General features: G+C 45.1%; 13 protein-coding genes. 6 read left to right on the top strand and 7 right to left on the bottom strand.

Annotated elements, in window-relative coordinates:
- Positions 1-15: 15 nt before the first annotated feature.
- From MUK70_RS13400 to MUK70_RS13390, 3 genes are all read right to left on the bottom strand, one after another.
- On the bottom strand, positions 16-3,552 hold the full coding sequence (locus MUK70_RS13400; protein WP_234652873.1) for a TonB-dependent receptor: 3,537 nt from the start codon (positions 3,550-3,552) through the stop codon (positions 16-18).
- A 198-nt stretch (positions 3,553-3,750) separates the two neighbouring features.
- Positions 3,751-4,932, bottom strand: coding sequence for a FecR family protein (locus MUK70_RS13395; protein WP_234652872.1), 1,182 nt, complete (start codon positions 4,930-4,932; stop codon positions 3,751-3,753).
- Between the two features lie 80 nt (positions 4,933-5,012).
- Entirely contained in the window at positions 5,013-5,600 is a 588-nt protein-coding gene (locus MUK70_RS13390) for an RNA polymerase sigma factor (RefSeq protein WP_234652869.1), read from the bottom strand.
- Positions 5,601-5,989: 389 nt separating this feature from the next.
- Between MUK70_RS13390 and MUK70_RS13385 the strand changes: the two genes are divergently transcribed.
- Together MUK70_RS13385 and MUK70_RS13380 are read left to right on the top strand one after the other, a co-directional pair.
- On the top strand, positions 5,990-6,889 hold the full coding sequence (locus tag MUK70_RS13385) for an SDR family oxidoreductase (protein WP_234652867.1): 900 nt from the start codon (positions 5,990-5,992) through the stop codon (positions 6,887-6,889).
- 240 nt (positions 6,890-7,129) lie between these two features.
- Positions 7,130-8,101: a helix-turn-helix transcriptional regulator gene (locus MUK70_RS13380; RefSeq protein WP_234652865.1), complete on the top strand. Its 972-nt coding sequence runs from the start codon at positions 7,130-7,132 to the stop codon at positions 8,099-8,101.
- An 85-nt stretch (positions 8,102-8,186) separates the two neighbouring features.
- On the opposite strand, the gene MUK70_RS13375 is transcribed toward MUK70_RS13380, so the two are convergent.
- Entirely contained in the window at positions 8,187-8,579 is a 393-nt protein-coding gene (locus MUK70_RS13375) for a RidA family protein (RefSeq protein WP_234652863.1), read from the bottom strand.
- On the opposite strand from MUK70_RS13375, the gene MUK70_RS13370 reads away from it, so the two are divergent.
- From MUK70_RS13370 to MUK70_RS13360, 3 genes are all read left to right on the top strand, one after another.
- Positions 8,566-8,889 carry a hypothetical protein gene (locus MUK70_RS13370; RefSeq protein ID WP_234652861.1) on the top strand — a complete coding sequence of 108 codons (324 nt, stop codon included), beginning with the start codon at positions 8,566-8,568 and terminating at the stop codon, positions 8,887-8,889. The two genes, MUK70_RS13375 and MUK70_RS13370, sit on opposite strands and share 14 nt — an antisense overlap.
- Before the next feature lie 39 nt (positions 8,890-8,928).
- Entirely contained in the window at positions 8,929-9,882 is a 954-nt protein-coding gene (locus MUK70_RS13365) for an alpha/beta fold hydrolase (protein WP_234652859.1), read from the top strand.
- Between the two features lie 201 nt (positions 9,883-10,083).
- Entirely contained in the window at positions 10,084-10,755 is a 672-nt protein-coding gene (locus tag MUK70_RS13360; protein ID WP_234652858.1) for a hypothetical protein, read from the top strand.
- A 366-nt stretch (positions 10,756-11,121) separates the two neighbouring features.
- On the opposite strand, the gene MUK70_RS13355 is transcribed toward MUK70_RS13360, so the two are convergent.
- Positions 11,122-12,366, bottom strand: a complete 1,245-nt coding sequence (locus MUK70_RS13355) for a CocE/NonD family hydrolase (protein ID WP_234652856.1) — start codon at positions 12,364-12,366, stop codon at positions 11,122-11,124.
- Between the two features lie 733 nt (positions 12,367-13,099).
- Here MUK70_RS13355 and MUK70_RS13350 point away from each other — a divergent pair.
- Complete coding sequence (locus MUK70_RS13350) at positions 13,100-15,523, top strand: ABC transporter permease (RefSeq protein ID WP_234652854.1); 2,424 nt, start codon at positions 13,100-13,102, stop codon at positions 15,521-15,523.
- Positions 15,524-15,739: 216 nt separating this feature from the next.
- Here MUK70_RS13350 and MUK70_RS13345 read toward each other — a convergent pair whose 3' ends face one another.
- Complete coding sequence (locus tag MUK70_RS13345; protein ID WP_234652852.1) at positions 15,740-16,780, bottom strand: alpha/beta hydrolase family protein; 1,041 nt, start codon at positions 16,778-16,780, stop codon at positions 15,740-15,742.
- 300 nt (positions 16,781-17,080) lie between these two features.
- On the bottom strand, positions 17,081-19,483 hold the full coding sequence (locus MUK70_RS13340; RefSeq protein ID WP_234652850.1) for an ABC transporter permease: 2,403 nt from the start codon (positions 19,481-19,483) through the stop codon (positions 17,081-17,083).
- Positions 19,484-19,542: the final 59 nt, after the last annotated feature.

Below are 19,542 nucleotides of genomic sequence, written 5' to 3'. Positions count from 1 at the left end.
TTTAAGGGCTGGTGATTAAAAGGTCAGGTTCAATCCAAGTGTGAATGTCCGGGCGAGCGGATAACCATTGAAATCCACACCGGGTGTGAGCGAACTGCTGCCGTTCAGGCTTTGTTCGGGATTGTAACCCAGGTATTTGGTGAATGTAAAGGCATTCTGAACAGACAGGTTGATGCTTGCAGCGCGAACATAAGCCACTTTTCCGATTCTATCCGGCAGCGCATAACGCAGGTTAACATTCCGGATCCTGAAAAAGGATGCGTCCTCAACCAGCAAGCTTGATACATAACTCACATTGCCGCCGGTAGCAACCGTATTGGCCCTGGGAGTTCTTCCGTCGCCCGGTTTCTCGGCCGATTGCCATCTGCCCAAAACATCCCTGCGGCTGTAACTGCCGTTCACAAGCCCGAGGTTTCTGCGCGAACCATTCAACAGTTCAAGCCCTTGCACACCGTCTGCCAGAATGCTCAGGTTAAATCTGCCGAGACTGAAATTGTTGGTGATGCCGTAAAAAAAGTCGGGATGGTTGTTTCCGATAATGGTAACATCCTTGGGGGTAATGGTGCCGTCGCCGTCCACGTCCTTATATTTCAAATCGCCCGGCCGGGAGCTTCCCTTGACAGATGGCGTGTTATCCACCTCTTCCTGCGACTGGTAAACGCCGATTGCCTCATATCCCCAGTAACTTCCTATCGGCTCGCCAATTTTTGTAATGTGGGTATTTGGGCTAAAAGACGGACTTTTTGAAATGATCGTATTGCCTTCCGGCCCTAATGCAACGACTTTATTCCGGTTGAATGAAATGTTGAAATTGGTCGACCATTTGAATGCTTTTACGAAATTTTTGGTATTCACACTGAATTCCCAGCCCTTGTTATTGAGTTTGCCAATGTTTTGCAAAGCCGTTTCGTAGCCCGTAGAGGCGGGCACAGGCACATTGAGCAGCAGGTCTGTCGTGTTTTTATTGTAGTAATCAATAGTGAACATCAACCGGTTTCTGAGTATTCCAAAATCAACCCCGATATCCATCTGGTGCATTACTTCCCAGCCAAGCTGCTCGTTGGTGATCGAGGAAGGGTAGAGGCCGTAAACTACATTGCCGGTCCCCGCGCCGAAGCTGTAACGACGGTTCGACAAAAGGCCGATCTGACTGTAATTCCCAATGGTGTTATTTCCCGCAAGCCCATAACTGGCACGCAGTTTCAGGTCGCTTACCACGTGCTGCGTTTTCAAGAACGGCTCTTCCGATAAATACCAGCCTACTGATGCAGAAGGAAATGTTCCCCATTTATTTTTGGCTCCAAAACGGGAAGATCCATCGCGGCGAACCGTTGCGGATAGCAGATATTTGCTCGCAAAAGTGTAGTTAACCCGGCCCAAATAGGAGAGCAGCGACCATTCGGACATGCCCGTGCCACCACTGGTGACCTGTCCCGCATTCAATGTTGGGACCAGATCCGTCGGGAAATTGGTGGCTGCAAGTGATGTTGATTCGTATTTCGCTTTTTGGGAAGTAAAGCCGGCAAGCACATCCAGCTCGTGTTTGCCACCGAACGTTTTTTTGTAGCTAAGGATGTTTTCATTCAGCCAGTTGATTTCCCTGCCGCTGCTGGCCGTAGCCCGCGCTTGTACAGGTGCGGGAACGCCGTTGCTACCCAGATCTGAGGGATAAAAAGAACTTTGGCGGGCGTCCGAATAATCTATCCCGATAGAAGTCCTGAATTTCAGGTTTTCCAGAATGTTAATTTCCGCATAAATGTTCCCTAATGTCCTGAAAACGGTCTTTTTGTCCTTAATCTTACTTGCAATCGCCACCGGGTTATCGATAATACCCAGGTTGTAAGGGGAAGTGCCCAGTAATGTGGTAAATGTTCCGTCGGGATTATAAACCGGCACAGTAGGCGGCATAGAAAGGGCTGATGCGAGAATTCCGCTGGAAAAAACCTGATCTTCAACAGGTAATAATTTATTTGAAGAAAATGAAGGCGCGAGGTTAACACCCACTTTTATGGCTTTTGAAACTGAATGGTCGAGGTTAATGCGTGCAGAATATCTGTCAAATCCTGTGTTCATCACAACACCTTTCTGTTTGAAGTAAGCACCTGACAAAAACAGTTGCGTTTTTTCGCTTCCCGCTGAAACAGAAAGCTGGTGGTTCTGGATCGGCGCAGTCCTGAAAACTTCGTCCTGCCAGTCGGTTCCCTTTCCGAGTGATTCCGGGTTCCTGAACATTTCGGGAATTTGAAGTGTGGCTGGCCGTAAATCGTTCGGGTCGGTGGCTTTTCCGCCGCGGTCTATCCAGGCATTATTCCTCGCTTCGGTGTTAAACTCTGCATATTCCCTTGCATTGAGCATGTCAATTTTATTGGCCACCTGCTGCACGCCGTAGTACGTGTCGAGCTGAATGGTCGATGTGCCCGTTTTGCCGTGCTTGGTCGTTACCAGCACCACGCCATTGCTTCCGCGTGAGCCGTAAATCGCTGCTGCTGAGGCGTCTTTAAGTATTTCAATGGATTCAATATCATTGGGATTAATGGTCGAAAGCGGGTTAAAACTGCTGTTGAAATCCCCTGAAACCGGAAAGCCGTCGATCACATACAAGGGCTCGTTGCCAGCGCCTATGGAGCCGGTTCCGCGTACCCGCACCGAAACGCCCCCGCCAGGCGCACCTTTGGATTGTGACACGCTCACACCCGCAATTTGTCCGGCCATTGCCTGATCCAGGCTTGTCAAAGGCTGGTTAGCAATGCTTTTCATCGGGACTGAGGCCACAGAGCCTGTAATGCTGCTTTTATTCTGGGTGCCATATCCCACCACGACAACATCATTCAGCGATTTGGTATCGACGGACATGCCAAAATTGATTTCGGTCCGGCTGCCTGCATTGATTTCCTGACTTTTATAACCCACAAAGCTTACGATCAATGTGACCTCACCCGCCAGTATCGCGCCGTCGGGAATGGTCAGCTCATAATCACCATTCCCATTGGAAGTTGTGCCCGTTTGTGAATTTTTGACCAAAACACTCACGCCCGGAAATGGATTGCCATTTTCATCGGTGATCTTTCCCCTGATTCGCCGGTCGGTAGGCTGGGGGACAGGTTCAATGTTTTTGTAATGTAGATTGATTTCCTGTTTTATGTCCGGGGTTTTCAGCGGTTGTATATTTTCCTTCGCCGGACTTTTTACCACTTTCCTCAGAACAATGTTCTGGTTGAAAATTTTGTAGGTCAGCGGCAGGTCCTGAAAAAGGGTTGTAAGTGCCTGATCAATGTTCGCATTTTTCACGCGCACCGACACTTTCTGTGTTTCGGGCAGGTCCAGTTTGTCATACAAAAACAGGTAACCGCTCTGTTTCTCAATGGACTTTAACACATTCTCAATGGGCAGGTTTTTGGCATGAAACGATATTTTCTGACTGTATCCGTCTGCGGTGACCTGCGTGAGCGTGACGACAAGCAAAAAGAGAATCCGAGTCATAATGGTTACTATTTTAGCAGGAAGGCCCGCCTGCCGGTATCCGCACAAGGCGGATAGCAAGTTTATTTTCATAAATTTGTAAAGTTTAGGAATAGCAAATTGACTTTTGAAGAGAAGCTCGGTTGTGCGCCTGGACATACGGGAAAATGTTAGCGCATTTTCCCTTTTTGTTTTAAAGGCACCGCGCTCATGGAGAAAAATTTCGGATCGGTGTCATGATAATGAAAGGTTTGGATTGATAAAAAACGGAAACGCAAAACTATATACGTGTTATGGGTCAATAATCATTTTGGAACCTTCAATGCGGCAGCTCACACCCGCATAGCGAAGCATTCCGGACACTTCGGACAGGTTCACATTACGCGAAACGCGGCCAGTGAACTGCCTGACCGGAATTTTGCCGGAATAGGAAACTTCCACGTCGTACCACCTCGAAAGCTGCCGCATGACTTCCTCAATGCCGGCATCCTTAAAATAAAACATGCCATTTTTCCAGGCAACTGCCTCATCCAGTGCAATGTACTGCGTCTTGATTTTTCCGGTGGGCAACACCGCCGCCTGCTGTCCGGGTTTCAGCTTTGTGTTTTGATTCACATTTCTGATAAATACTGAACCTTCCACCAACGTCGTTTTGCTCGGCCCTTCGTCCGGGTAAGCCATGATATTGAAGCTTGTTCCGAGAACCTGCACCTCAGACTTATTAAATTTCACCCTGAACGGCCTGCTTTTGTCTTTCGCAACTTCAAAATATGCCTCGCCTGTAATTTCCACCTTTCGTTCCGAAGCTGGAAAAACGGAAGGAAAACGAATGGAAGAGGATGCATTGAGCCACACTTTACTTCCATCGGGCAGGAGCATTTCATATTGGCCGCCTTTAGGTGTGGTGAGGGTGTTCATGCTTATTTTTGTGCTTGTATTTTCGGATTTTGCGTTGTAAACCAGCACACCGTCCTGGGATTTACTCACCTCTGCGGCACCTTGGCGCGCAAGAAAGCCACTTTTTGCATGCGCAAGTTCAATGGCAGAGCCGTCCGAAAGCGTCAGTAGGGCCTTGGCACCACCAGGCTTAACGTCTTCTGTTTTGGGCTGAGCCGTATGCGCTATGCCGGTCTTGGGAATTGATGTCACTTTCCAGATTCCCAAACCGATCAAGATGAAAATAGCAGCAGCTGATGCGTAGCGAATCCAGCCAAGACTGAAAATCTTCGTTTTCTTTTCTTCTTTGGGGGGTGAATCGAAGATGGAGCGCAACATTGCACTGCTTTTTTCCGCAGTGAATACGTTTTCTTCCGCGTCCAGACTTACCCAGCCACTTTCGAGGAATTTTTCCAGAAGTGCATCGTCATTGGCGGACCGCATATACGCCATCAACTCCTCTTTTTCCGAGGCGGTCGCCAGTCCCTGATAATAGCGGTTAAACAACTCCTCCAACCGGTTCTCCGGATTATCCATAAATAAACAGCATTGCTTTTTGATCTCTGCTGAAAGGACAATTACCGGCAATAAAAAGGGGGTATTGTTTTTGGTAAAATTTAAAGAAAGTTTTGAATTGTAAGCCAAATACTGACCATGAGCCTTTTACCGATATATGCGGATATGAATTCCGTCGCGATCTGCAAATATTTTTTAACGGTTTCTTTTGACAAATTCATTCTCAATGCAACTTCCACGTAAGAGAGGCGCTCATGTCGGGCCAGGAGATACGCCTGCCGCTGCTGTGGAGGCAACCGGTCAATGGCTTCGTCTATCAGAATGTACCGGTAATCGTCTTCCGGGGTGTCTGGCAGGGATACTTGTTCTGAATCCGTATCGAGCTCTGTGGTTAGTGCCCTTTCGCGAATTGTTCTTTTAAGACAGTTCAGCGCAGCGTTTTTGGAGATCACATAGAGATAGACCGAAAAATTTTCGACGTTAACCAGCGTCTCCCGGTTTAGCCAGATTTTCAGGAATACGTCGTGCACAACCTCCTCGGCCAGCTCGGTCGATTTCGTGATCCTGTAAATGTGGGTGCCGAGCCGTTTGTGATAATGGTTGTAAAGTGCCGTAAATGCCCTTTCGTCTCCCTGAGAAACTGAGATCAATAGCTCCGTTTCCTGATGCAAGGCAGATATATGCGGCATTTTGAATGGTTGATTGGTGTCTGTCTTATGCGTATAAATTCGTAAATAATTATAAAGTAATCCAACCGCATTTTCTACCAAAGGCAAGTAGCAATGCCGCCGGATTCTTTTGGGGAACTGACGGAAAGCGCTTTCCGCTCCGGTTTATTTCACATTCCGATCGGGTTCTTTCATTGCTAAATGTGTTTAATGTGAAACGCATTTACCAATGGATTCAAATGTCGCGGCAACCGGACACCACTGAAATTTCGGGCCAGCTTTTACCAGTTGGGTTATTTCCGGTAATTTCTGTCCTGGCGGACCAATTGGCAAAGTTTTATTAGGGAACCGCACGTATCATCCAGTTTCTGGAAACAGTTCTACTATTTTACTATTAAAACTTCATTGACATGTCTGAAACAATCAAAGCAACGCTTCAAAACCCGGTGAACAAATATCCCAAACCACCGTTTAACAAACAGCCGCAGCAAGTGCCGGGATTAGCCTCGAAGATGGATCCGCAACCTGATCACGGTGAGAATTCCTACAAAGGATCTGGCCGGCTGGCCGACAGAAAGGCCTTGATTACAGGCGGCGACTCGGGCATTGGACGTGCAGCAGCAATTGCCTACGCACGTGAGGGGGCCGATGTGGTGATCAATTATTTGCCGGATGAACAATCTGATGCAGATGAAGTTATTGAACTCATCGAAGCAGCGGGCAGGAAGGGCTATGGAATTCCCGGCGATATCACCGGGGAAGCTTTTTGCCGGGAACTTGTAGAGCAGGCCGTAGAGAAATTAGGCGGACTGGATATCCTGGTCAATAACGCGGGGCACCAGCAAGCCGTGGAATCCCTGCTTGAACTCACGTCAGAAGGTTTTGATGCGACCATCAAGACCAACATTTACGCTCCCTTCTGGATAACGAAGGCCGCTTTGCCGCACCTTGCGGAAGGTTCGGTAATCATCGCCACTTCGTCTGTTCAGGCATACGACCCGTCGGAAAACTTATTCGACTATGCGCAGACAAAGGCTGCCAATGTTGCTTTTGTGAAATCGCTGGCCAAACAACTGGGGCCGAAAGGCATTCGGGTGAATGGTGTAGCACCCGGGCCGGTATGGACGCCGCTGCAGGTAAGTGGCGGCCAGCCACAGGATAAGATCGTGGAGTTTGGGGAAGCGACACCGCTGGGAAGGCCCGGCCAACCGGCCGAGCTCGCATCCATATACGTGCAGCTTGCCGACTCCGAAGCCAGTTTCGCCACCGGGCAGATCTACGGCGCCGCAGGTGGCAGCGGACATCCATAAGCATTACACGAATCGATTTATGAAAGCAAGCACAACCTTTGTTGCTTGCTTTCTTTTTTGGTAGTAAAAGACCTTGTATAAAACGGGCGATAAGGAGCAGGTATTGATAAAAATCTGCTTTCAACCTATGACATAAGGTTGTCACAAGGAAGCATTAAATTTGGACAAACATCGAATCTGACTCAAATCAGAGCAAATGGACTTTCGTACCAACTTCCAATCACGAGGACCAATTTTATAATGATCGATCACGAAGTAAACCGTCTTTCGAGGCTCGTGGCGCTGCTTACGTTGCTTCAAACCAAGCGGATGGTGACTGCCGCAGAACTGGCGAAGCGATTTTCGGTCAGTACCCGAACCATTTACCGTGACATCCGGACTCTTGAAAGTGCAGGAATCCCGGTGATCACCCATGATGGCAAGGGTTATGCCATGCTGGAAGGTTACAGGCTGCCGCCGGTCATGTTCAGCCGTGGAGAAGCCACCGCGCTATTGACGGCCGAAAAGCTGGCCGCCCGGTTTACAGACCCTGCCACCGCGCTCCTGACCACCACTGCGATGGATAAGCTGCGGGCAGCACTCCGGTACACAGATCGGGATCACCTGGAAACGTTGTCGCCCCAAATCCAGGTTTTGGAACCAGCCAGCGAGAGTAACCGCGCTGATACTTATCAACAGTTATTGAGGGCCGTTACTTCAAGGCTTGTGGCCGATATTACATATAACGCAGCTGAAACCGGCTTGTCTACCAGCCGGGAAATTGAACCGATCGGCCTTTATTTAAGCCAGCACAGGCATGTGGTCGCATTTTGCAGGCTCCGGCAGCAATTCCGGGACTTTCGTCTTGATCGCATCCGTGATTTAAATGTGAAGGAAGAAGTATTCGCTGTCAGGCCGCAGGCCCTGCAAAATTATTGGATCGACCAGGCAAAGCGTCAGGAAAAAGAGAAGGTCGTCATCCGTTTTCGGATGGCTGGTATTATCCCTGCCCTGGCGCGACGGATGGAGGATACCAAACACCAGTTTGGCTTCACACACGAAACATTACTGTCTGATGGAAGTGTGGAAATGCTGTTTCTGGTTGGCTCGTTGCCTTACCTCGCCACCTGGCTGCTGCCTTACGCCGGCGCTGTCACAGTTCTGGAACCTGTCGCCTTGCAGGATCAGCTCCGGGAACTGGCCCGGCAGGTGCATCATGCTTTTTGCGCGTGACTTCAATGCAGCCAGATGGGTTTGAGTGAGACATTCAGAACAAAAAGCCCGTTTCCGGGCTCTTTGTTCTGAATGTCTCACTTAGCTACTTTACTACCGTCGCTTCCAGCTCAACAGTAAGTCCACCAAATAATGCCTTCACTTCCAGCATGGTAGTGGCCTGTTTGATGCCATGTTTTGCAATCCATGTTTGATAGGTTTGGACGCAGCTCGTGAAGAACTCTTGTGTTGAAGTAGTGTAAACATTTAGCCTTACAATGCCGCTGGGCTCATAGCCCGCCTCCGTAATGAGTTGCTCCAGATTTCGGATAGTCAGTTCCAGCTGTGCATTCATATCACCGGCAACAGGCTGCCCGTTCGCGTCGATCGCAACTTGCCCGGAGCAGTAAAGTGTGCCCTCCGGCTGTTTAATTTCGACTGCTTGAACCGAATTTGTGTACTTACCCCAAGCCCAGGGATCCGTTGTGTTCTTTTCCATCTTTGTTTGTTTTGACGACGTTTTGTTTTTGTCGCCACAAAGGTTGGGTGGGGAAGTGACAGCCTTATGTCATACCCTCAGAACACCCGAAGATATTTTTGAGATAATCATTAATGATCACTCAGGTGTTTTAAAATCCGGCGGTGTATACGCCGGGCAGGAAGTAGGAAGTAACAATATCGATCTGACAGCTAAACACGTGCCGGTGGGTTTAATGGGCTGCAGTCACCGGTTACATAAGTCCAAGGAACCAGTTAACTTTGCTATTCACTGGATTAAAGCGATTGCTGCCAGTGTGAAACATAAATGATAAGTTAAGAATATCAGACTAGTCTTACCAATTTTTATAATGAACCATAGTTTCAAAACAGTATTTGTATCCCTTTTTGTTTTTACTGCCATTTTATCAATCAATGCCCCGGTATCAATAGCTCAACAAATATATTCGAAAGCCTATGGTCACAGGGGAGATCCGGCTATTATATATTTGCATGGCGGCCCTCGGGGTAATTCAACATTGTTCGAAGGAACAACCGCAACCGCGCTTGCTTCAAGGGGCTTTTATGTAATCGTATACGACAGGAGAGGCGAAGGCCGGTCCATTGACGCTGAGGCGAAAATAACATTTGATGAGGCGTTTTCCGATTTGAACACTCTTATCAAACAATATGATTTGTCGAAAGTGAGTCTTTTAGGCCATAGTTTCGGTGGTATTGTTTCAACCTTGTATGTAAATGCATTCCCCGAAAAAGTGGAGCGGCTTATACTCGTTGGCGCATTGTTCTCTCAACAGGAGTCATATGACCATATCCTCAGTTCCAGTCTAAGCGCTGCAACGCAAAAGGAAGACACAGCAATGCTGAAAAAGATTTCTTACATTAAATCGCTGGATAAGCAAAGTGAACAGTATCGCAAGCAGACATACGAAGTGGCGTCACACTTTGGCTTTTTCAAAATGCCGAAACCTACTGAGGAGTCGAAAAAACTGAATCAGGAGTACGATAGCAGTAGCTTTTCCAAATCGAATATCCGCAATGATAAAGCCCCGGTGTTATTCTATCAAAATGAATCCCGTGTAAATATTGACACCAAAGCCATTTTAAAAAGCATCAAAAATAAAAATATCAAGCTCTCGGCCATTTATGGACTGCAAGATGGCATTTTCTCAAAAAAGCAGCTCTCCGAGATGCAAAATATCACTGGCCCGGCCAATTTCTACGCCATCGAAAATTGCTCTCATTACCCCTTTGTAGATCAACAAGCTAAGTTTTTACAAAGTGTTCAACAGATAATGAATAAATGACATTTCTCGAACAAATTACAAAGACCTTGGTTGCATGGAATGCTGCATGTAAAGATTCTTGATACAGGGAGGGGAGCTCTCGTTGGAGATGCTAAACAAGCCAGTTTGCCACGTCCAAGAGCCCAGAGACATTTTTCGTTGAACCTCATACTATCATAAAGAAATGCCTATCTTGCAAAGAAACGGCCCTTACTATTATCTATGAAATACCTTTCCGTTGTTTTGCTTCTCTTCGTTATCGTCAGTTGTAAAAAGACAGAAATAGAGCAGTCTCCTGAATTTCCATCGACCGTCTATTTAAATCGTATCAGCATAAAATCGAAAACTCGACTTTATTCCAATAAAAAGGAGATAACCGATAATGATTTAATTAATAGGTTCTTAAAAAGCAATGGAGGTCTTATAATAAAAGACTCTTCATTCGTCAGCGACGAACACATCAAGTTCTTTTCTCCCGACTCCGCTAAGTTTTCAAGCTCAGATTACCCCTGGCTAATCACAAAAAACAACGACCAGTTAAAATTCAAATCGACGAACACGTGGATTGTAACGAATAACGAAATTCGAAACATCGAAATGTCAAAATACAGGAGCGAATTTGAACCGGTTTGGGATAGCAAATTCAGAACCTACAATATGCAAGTGGGCTACGGAAACTATTCTGAACTGAGTTTATCTTCGTTTGAGTACATGCTTGTATCTTGGACATACCACGACCCGGAATATTCCTGGTTTCCTGGGGAGGGAGGATTATATAAAAGTTCAGGATCTGGTACCAGGTTTAATGAATTTGATGAATCTTTTGTGCAACATCTAGGTAAAGGGGATACGCTAGCCATTCGGGAATATTCTTATTCATTCAAAAAAAGGTAATTGCCCCGCCCTGAATTTTCCAGTCAGGCTAAACAATTTACGTACATCATTTCACGACTTAGCATGTCAAATGCTACCAGGCTGAATTCACAGATGCTTGTTTGCGGGGTCTTAAAAAACGGAGGGGTATGGATGAGATCCCGTGGAATCCTGAGAAGCTTGACCAAGCTGGTCCGATGTTGCGAGAATGATAGTCTCGACGTCGCGATCAGGGTAAAGTAGCACTCTTAGTTTCGTATAGTCCTAAAATAGCACTCATAGATTGCTAAGCAACGCTTCTTATTTCGAAGACATTGCTTATAACTCGTAAGCGGGAGCTGCTAGGCACAAGCGCTTTACGTGCAAGTATACGAGCTTATTCCTTTTTTACTCTTGGCCCTTAAGATGCTTATTGAAGTATGATATTGTATAGCTTGAAATGGTGTAGTAAACTTTGGGAACTGAACATTTGCCGGATGTTCTAATAATGGTTGCCAAGGAAGAGAAATCCTGGTGCCTGGCAGAGTCAATCTTTACAACCTGCTTTGCCGCTTTGACTTTTCTTAAAAAATTATATGTGGAATCTTTCTCAGATCTATTCGGTTCAGGGTTACTCTCTAAACGCAGGTAAGGCACGGACAAAGTTGATTTCTCGAAAAAAGGGGTGGAGATAGTATACTCAAAATCTTGATCCTCTGATTTTGAATTCCCATAATGATGAACCTCAGAACCATCCAGTGATACCATAGCGTTTATGCCCTTCCGTTGCATAGCCCAGAGTGCCCCTGCAAGTCCACCCCAGCTATAACCTAATACGCCGATTTTTGTCGTGTCAATGCTATTATCCAGTTTTAACCGGTTCATGATTTGATCAGCGTCCCTGACCTGCTCCATTAAGTCGGCATTTTTCATCGTCATATCACCAGGGTAGCGGCCAATAGAGTTAACGCAGGCAATGATATAGCCCTGACTAGCCAGCGATTCAAAAAGGAGGTAATTTTCATAACCCATCGAGCCGAAACTTGCGAAGTATACGACCAGAGGAAATTCCTGGGATACTGGCTTAGCCCGGTTGAATGTATGGGTAGGGCTTTGTAGAAGAAGGGCCGGTTGCGAACAACCGAACCCATCGCAGAAAGACTTAGCAACAGTCGTTGGTAAACTGTCAAACTTCTGAGGAGCACTGTAAAAATTAGCTCTGTCTTGCAACAATTGAAGAAAATACCCAAATTTCAGTATTGAATCAGAAACAACTGGTTTGGCAGGATACCATAGATCAATATCAATTGGTCGGAAATACAAAGGGTCGCTTTGCTCAACGCCTGGCCTGTAAGTTCTCGAACTATCGGCAAATGAGATACTTCTGTATCCAACTTGGAAAACCATTGTACTATCTGCGGATCTTTGACGGGTATTGTTGTCGGAACTACTGCCTGCCATTATTACTAAAAGCAACCATACAAGAAGCGAAACGATTTTCAGCATGAGCGTTTGAATCAATTGTAACCAAGGATTCCCGTTGACCATGTACGCAGACCTAAGCTGTGATGTTGCCGAATGCTCAAAATAGATCTTACCTAAAGATCTATTTCCTAATCGCTTTTCTTTAAACAGATTTAGGATTTTTTTCAAATAATGCTCTATTGAATTTAACTACATCGGGATGGGATGGATAGGTTGGTAGCGAAGAAAGACCAGCAATCGCTTTTTCTCTTATAGCAGGTGCTTGTTCTTTAATGCCATCAGAAAGTGCTTGTTTTAATTCTTCTGCATTAAGTTCTGTGCAGTGAGCAGGTGTACCTGGCTGATGTTTCCAGGATTCGGAAAGATCACCAGAGTCAACTGCATCAAAGCCGGCATCATAAACTTGCTATCGCACCGCCAATTGCGCCGGTGCCTATAATTCCTATTCCATTTGATGTATATGTTATTTTCAACGATTTTTTCGATTTAAACGCGGGGATCAATTCCATACTGGTCCGGTGCACCAAGATGCTTGCGCAGGGTTTTACCTTCATAATCATGGTGAAATAGTCCCCGCTCTTTGGGACTCAATGAGCCCGGATTGTGATTGGTGTACGTGGAAATGGTGGTTTTGAGAGAATGTTAGAGACAACGACGGTATCGAGGATGGGGGAATTTGAAAATAAGAATGTATAGGCGCAAGCTGTGTTGAGTTTTCAAATGTCATGCAAGGTAATGGTTAGCACAAATGAAAATGTTAAGATTCTAAGTTGGTAACGATAGACTGACTTTGTTAAATTAACTAATCAGTTAGTTTTTAAACTAATAAATAAGTTATACATTTAGCTCGTAGATTGAGATAGGGCACAAACTCATTGTCTGATTTAAATTCACGTTGGCTATGATGCAAAATTACATTACAGTTGCCTGGCGTAATCTGTTGAAGAATAAGGCGATTTCGTTCATTATGATTTTCGGGTTGGCTGCTAGTATAGCTGCTTTTCTCTTGATTACTCAGTATGTATTCTCTGAGTTTAGCTATGATGAATTCCATACGGGTGCAGATAACATCTACCGTATTCGACTCGATGATTATAAACAGGGCGTTCTGACGAACAGCAGTGTAATCAGCTACCACGCCGAAGCCACGGCCATAAAAGAAACCTTTCCTGAGGTTGAGAATTTTGTTCGGCTACACCGGGCAGATGGTATGATCAGTTACCGGAAACCATCGGGAGAACTAGTCAGCTACCATGAGAAAAAGGCATTTTATGCCGATTCTTCTTTATTCGATGTATTTTCATTCCCGTTGCTAAAAGGTGCTGCCAATCAGGTGCTGCGTCGGCCTGAGTCGGTTGTGATTTCAGAATCGATGGCCCAAAAGTATTTTGGTCGGCAAAATCCGATTGGCAAAACGCTGCGGTTAAGTTCAGATTGGCAGGGAGGCGACTACGTAGTGGAAGGGGTATTTGCTGATATTCCAATGAACAGTCATATCCATTTCGATTTTGTTTTTTCCATCCAGAATCTGCTCAAAAATCAGCAGTTTGCCACAGGAGGCTGGTACTGGACCAATTTCTATACGTATCTGCTCCTTAAACCAGGCACCTTGCCAGAAGCATTAGAGAATCGGCTGTCTGGTGTAATCGAAAAGCATATTGGTAAACAACTAAAAAAGTATAAGGTCAGGCAAGCGTTCGCTTTACAACCCTTTCGTTCCATTCACCTTCATTCTCAAACAGCCTCAGAAGTCGAACCAAACGGAAAAATTGGCATTGTTTATGTGCTTATCCTGGTTGCTTTCCTGATTCTGGCCATTGGCTGGCTAAATTATATAAACCTATCCACGGCCAGAGGAATTGAACGGGCTAAGGAGGTAGGACTCCGCAAAGCACTGGGTTCCGAAAAACGGCAATTGATTCAGCAATTCTTTGTTGAGTCTTTGGGTTTTAACCTGTTATCTGTGTTCATCGGAATTGGTCTTTTTTTACTGGCGCTGGTGATCTTTTCTGATTGGATTCAGACTACCAATGGCTTTTCCATGCTTCTGAATCCCTTATTTTGGATCGTATCCTTAACTGTGATTTTTCTCGGGTTCTTTCTTTCCGCATTTTACCCTGCTTTTGTCCTTTCCTCGTTTAAACCGATTGCAATTTTAAAAGGGTATTTGCCTAAGCAAACCGGTGGCGAATCGTTCCGTAAATCCTTAGTAGTGTTTCAGTTTACAGCTTCGATTTTCCTAATTATTGCCACACTGGTCATTAATCAGCAGCTTGCTTTCATGCAGCAGCAGGATTTGGGGATGAACATCAACCAGCAGCTCATCATTAAAGCCCCCAAAGTATTACGAACGGACAGCTTTACCAATGACATTCGCTTTTTTAAGGATCGGATGTTAGCGCATACAGATGTCCGCCATGTAACTGCTTCCTCCGAAGTTCCGGGGCAGGAAATTTTCTGGACAGACGAATGGCAACGGTTCCATCAGGCTGCCGCCGATTACAAACTGTGCAGCATGATGGCTGTTGACGAAGATTTTATTCCGACGTATAACATTAAACTGTTGGCGGGGCGAAATTTCAATAAAGAACTAGTGCTTGACAATGAAGCGGTTATCATCAACGAAAGCGCCTTGAAAGCTTTTGGCTTCGCAACCGCCGAACAGGCAATCAATCAGGAAATTGGCAACGTGATACCTAAAAAGATTGTTGGCGTGGTCAATGACTTCCATCAGCAATCCCTGAAAACGGCAAATCGTCCTATTATTTTTCAGCACATTCCCTGGAATAGCAGCTTTCTGACGATTGCATTACGAAGCAATCATGTAGGGGAATCAATAGCAATGCTTGAAAAAGTCTATCATGAAGCATTTCCCGGCAATGCATTTGAGTTTTTTTTCTTGGATGATCATTTTCAGCAACAGTACAAATCTGATGAACGGGTAGCCGCTCTGTTCAGCTGGTTCGCGCTGGTTGCAATTAGTATTGCCTGTTTAGGCCTGCTGGGTCTGGCAATGTTCACGGCTAAAAATCGCACGAAGGAAATTGGTATCCGAAAGGTGCTCGGAGCCAGCGTTGGCAGTGTTGTCATGCTATTGTCCAGGGATTTTCTCAGGCCAGTGGGTCTAGCTATCCTATTAGCTTCTCCACTTGCCTGGTACGCTATGACCTGGTGGTTACAGGACTTCGCGTATAAAACTGACATCAAGTTGTGGACATTTTTGGTAGCTGGTGTGCTGGCAATAGGAATCGCCTTGGTAACCGTAAGTTTCCAAAGTGTCAAAGCAGCGTTGACAAATCCAGTCAAGAGCTTACGTGGCGAATAAGTTTGGCGTTTTCTTTATGTTACCCTCATTTAGATGGCTATGTCCATCACAGAAAAGGAGGCTATTTTTGACAGTTACTTAACGTTCGCGAACAAGTCGGTTGACATATGAACCAGAGATTCTTTGTCTCAAAGATTGTTGCAAACAACGTCGGGATGGAAGTTGAGCGGACTATTTCTTTCTCCTATTGCGTTATTATTGGTGTTCATGAAAACACTACATTAGTTGTACCCAGGCCAATATTTTATCAACATAGCTGACACTAGCTGGCTTGCTATTTTCGGGACTGCCTAAATAATGATTGCAGCCTACGCAGGTATCATAGACTAAATTCGTCTTTCCTAAACGCAGAAATTCGAGTCGGACATAATCGAGTCCGTAAATGGGAGAGCTATCGTCTTGGCTGGCAGCAATCATATAGATAGGTATCGACAATTTACGCAACTGTTCGAAAGGGATGATAGTGCCGAAGCTCGCCCAACGCAAGTAGGAGTGGCCGCCTGTTTCTTTGTCTGCTGCAGTAGGATTTTTATAAATCTCGGCAATGCGCGTGAAGGAAGCTTCCACACTATCCTGAGCCTGCTGCTGGGTCAGTTCACCTTTGGCAGCTTTGATGCGCCAGCTAATTATTCCATCATATAGCTGGTTTAATCCACTTCCAACAACAGGCGCAATATGCGTAACCCGCTTGTCGGCAACAGCTAATGAAGGAACCACCTGCCCACCTTCGGAGTAACCAAAGGCCACTATTTTAGTTTTGTCCCAAAAACCATTTTTTACTAAATAATTGATAGCCAATTGGGTCGCTTGGACGCGCCAGTTCAAGCTAAGTCTTCTTGTATATTCCTCGGAAGGCTTGTAAACGAACAAAACTTGCGACGGATTCTCTTGATATTCTTTCACGCTTACATCAAGGTTCAATGTATCGCAAAAAGAAGTGCCCGGTTTGCCCAGAATGATATAATGATACTTATCCTTGGTCTTACTAAATAATTCTTCGTTAAATGTTATGGGTGTTGTTACAAATTTTTTTCCCTGAATATAAAGGCACAAGGGAAGTCCCCCGCTTCCATTAACTTCTATGAATAGAGGTGCTTTGTGATGTATATTGATGGTATCCACGTAAAATTGGATCAGGCCCAGTTTCTTGTCATTAATAGAAAATTCTTTCAGACCGAATGCATCGGGAGTTACAGGCTGAGCAATTGTAATAGTTTTTAGTAAAAGTAGAGCAATGAGTAATAATATGGTTTTCATAAAAGTCGGACAAATCAGATAGCACCACGAAAAGACGCAACTAAGGGCTGACAGTTGCATTCGGAGTAATATTTAACATATTATAATAGCAAGTCTATTTGGGGTTCAAGCTTTTACTTACTTTTTTGGCTAAAAGCTACATTGAGTTTTACAAATAACATTAACAGACAAACAGTGATAATCCTCATAAAAATAGAAGCTGGTTGCTAAGGCTGACAGAGTGTAGCTGAACGAACCTATTATCAGAAAAGATAAGGCTCACTTGTATTTGAAACCAAAGACAGCTGAATAATTTTGAAGCTATTCACTTTTCAATGACCTTACCGGGTTCATTAATGCTGCTTTTATGCTTTGAAAACTGACAGTAATTAATGCAATTCCTACCGCCAGCATTCCTGCTAATGCAAATACCCACCACTCGATTTCAATCCGGTAATTAAAGTCTTGCAACCAGCGGTTCATGATGTACCAGGCAATTGGTGTCGCAATTACGATAGCAACTAATACCGGTTTGAGAAAGTCTCTCGATAGTAGCGTCACAATGCTGGCCACGGATGCACCGAGCACTTTTCGAACACCAATTTCTTTGGTGCGCTGTTCAGCTGTAAAGGTGGCCAGACCAAATAAACCCAGACAGGAAATCAGGATAGCAATTGTTGTAAATCCTGTAAAAAGCACCTGAACGCGTTGTTCAGCGCGATACATGTCGTCGAAACTTTCATTTAGAAAAGCGTATTCAAAAGGCTGACCTGGCGCTACTTTCTTCCATTTATTTTCCAAAGCGGCTAGTGAGGATGCCATATCTTCCGTTTCCAATCTCAGTGATAGCGCATCCGTATTTTTACCTGAAACTATATCGGCATCCAGCATAAAGCACAAAGGCTCAATCTTAGTCCGCAGTGATTCGTAATGGAAATCTTTCACTACCCCAATAATCGTCAATAGTTCTCCGCCTTGTTTGTGAATGGTTTTGCCTACCGGCTGTTTATATCCAAGCTGCTTGGCAGCACTTTCATTGATCACCACGCGACCTGAATCAGCCACTTGTCCTTTTACGAAATAACGGCCTTGAAGTAACGTCATTTTATAGGTTGTCAGGTAGTCTTCGTCAACTTCCCATTCCTGCATTGTCACCGAGTATTTCTGGTCGGTCTGGCCCTCAGGGTACCAATAGTCACCGTTACGTTCGGAAGTAACGGGCAGAAAACTGCTAATCGTTGCTGCTTTCACTTTACTATTCTGTAAAGCAATTTCCTTGAAAGTACGAAGCTGGTTTTCAGGAACTTCGGCTGTTTTTAGGATGATAATCTGTTCCTTTTCAAAACCCAGGTTCTTTCCTTGAATAAATCGCAGCTGCTGGTTAATGAGCAAAGTAGCGATGATTAACAACACGGACATTGCGAATTGGAACACGACAAGCGAACTACGCAAGTTTTGCCCATTGGGTAGCGATCCCACAGTGCCTTTGATCGCATTAGCCGGTTGAAAGGAGGAGAGATAAAAAGCAGGGTATACACCTGCCATAATGCCAATTAAAGCTGTGAACAACAAGAGCCCAGCAGTATTTGGGATGTTCAAAAGATCAAATCCCGATAGATTTTCGGCGGTCAAAGAATTGAAAAAAGGCAGTAAAACCAATACCATCACGAATGCGATAAGCATAGATATGATCGCTATTAACAGGGATTCAGACAGGAATTGCGATATTAAGCCTATTCGGTTTGATCCCAGCACTTTGCGAACACCAATTTCCCTGGCTCGCTTAATGGAACGGGCAGTTGTCAGATTAATGAAATTGACAACAGCAATCAGTAGAATAAATAATGCGATTCCAGTGAAAATGTACACATATTCGATGCTGCCGTTTGGCATTAGCTCGCCTGCTCTCGCGGAATGTAAGTGAATGTCAGTTAATGGGGTTAGCGAATACCGGAAGTAATTTCCCTGCTTTCGTGCTTCGGCTAACGACGTGTTGAAAAACCGCCTGAGCGCAGGATCCATGTAGGTTTGTAATATTTTTTCAAATTTGGCTTCTACTGCTTGCGGATTAGTCCCGGGCCTGAGTAAAATATAGGTATTGAAAATATGATTACCCCACTTATCGACTTTTGCATTATTGGTTTCCCACAATGGTAAAATGAAGTCTGCCTGAAAATGCGATTGCGCCGGTATGTCCTTGATAATAGCGCTCACTTGTTTGGATTCTTTGTTGTTAAAAATCATAACTTTATTCAACGCATTGGTCGAGCCAAAATATTTTTTGGCTATGCGCTCCGTAATGACAACCGAATTGGGCTGGGTTAAAGCCGTTGTCGGATTTCCAGCCAGGATGGGCAGTGTAAAAACGTTAAACAAAGTAGAGTCGGCAAGCAAAACAGCCTGTTCACGGATATTTTCATGCGTGCTTTTTACTAAGCAGCTTTGATATTTGCCAAGTCTTACAGCTTCTTCTACTTCCGGAAAGTCCCGCTTCAGGGTTGCGCCTAGGGGTGTAGGTGCAGCAGCTGTTTGTAACCCTTGCAGTGAAAAACTAATGTCGCTGTTGATTCGGTATATACGATCCGCCTTTTGGTTGAAACGGTCAAAGCTTAGCTCATTGTTGATGTAAAGGCCGATCAGCAAAACAACGGTAAGTGCTGTTGTCAAACCTATAATTGTAATAGCAGAGTACCATTTGTTCTGGCTCAGACTCCGCCGGGCCATTTTGATATGGTTTCGTATCAAGAGAACAGGCTGATTTAGGTGATTAAATTATTGAGATC

Origin of the sequence: Dyadobacter chenwenxiniae, from assembly GCF_022869785.1 — a bacterium.
Lineage (GTDB): Bacteria > Bacteroidota > Bacteroidia > Cytophagales > Spirosomataceae > Dyadobacter > Dyadobacter chenwenxiniae.
Note: the sequence above shows the minus strand (reverse complement) of the source record. Positions and strands in the feature narration are given on the sequence as shown.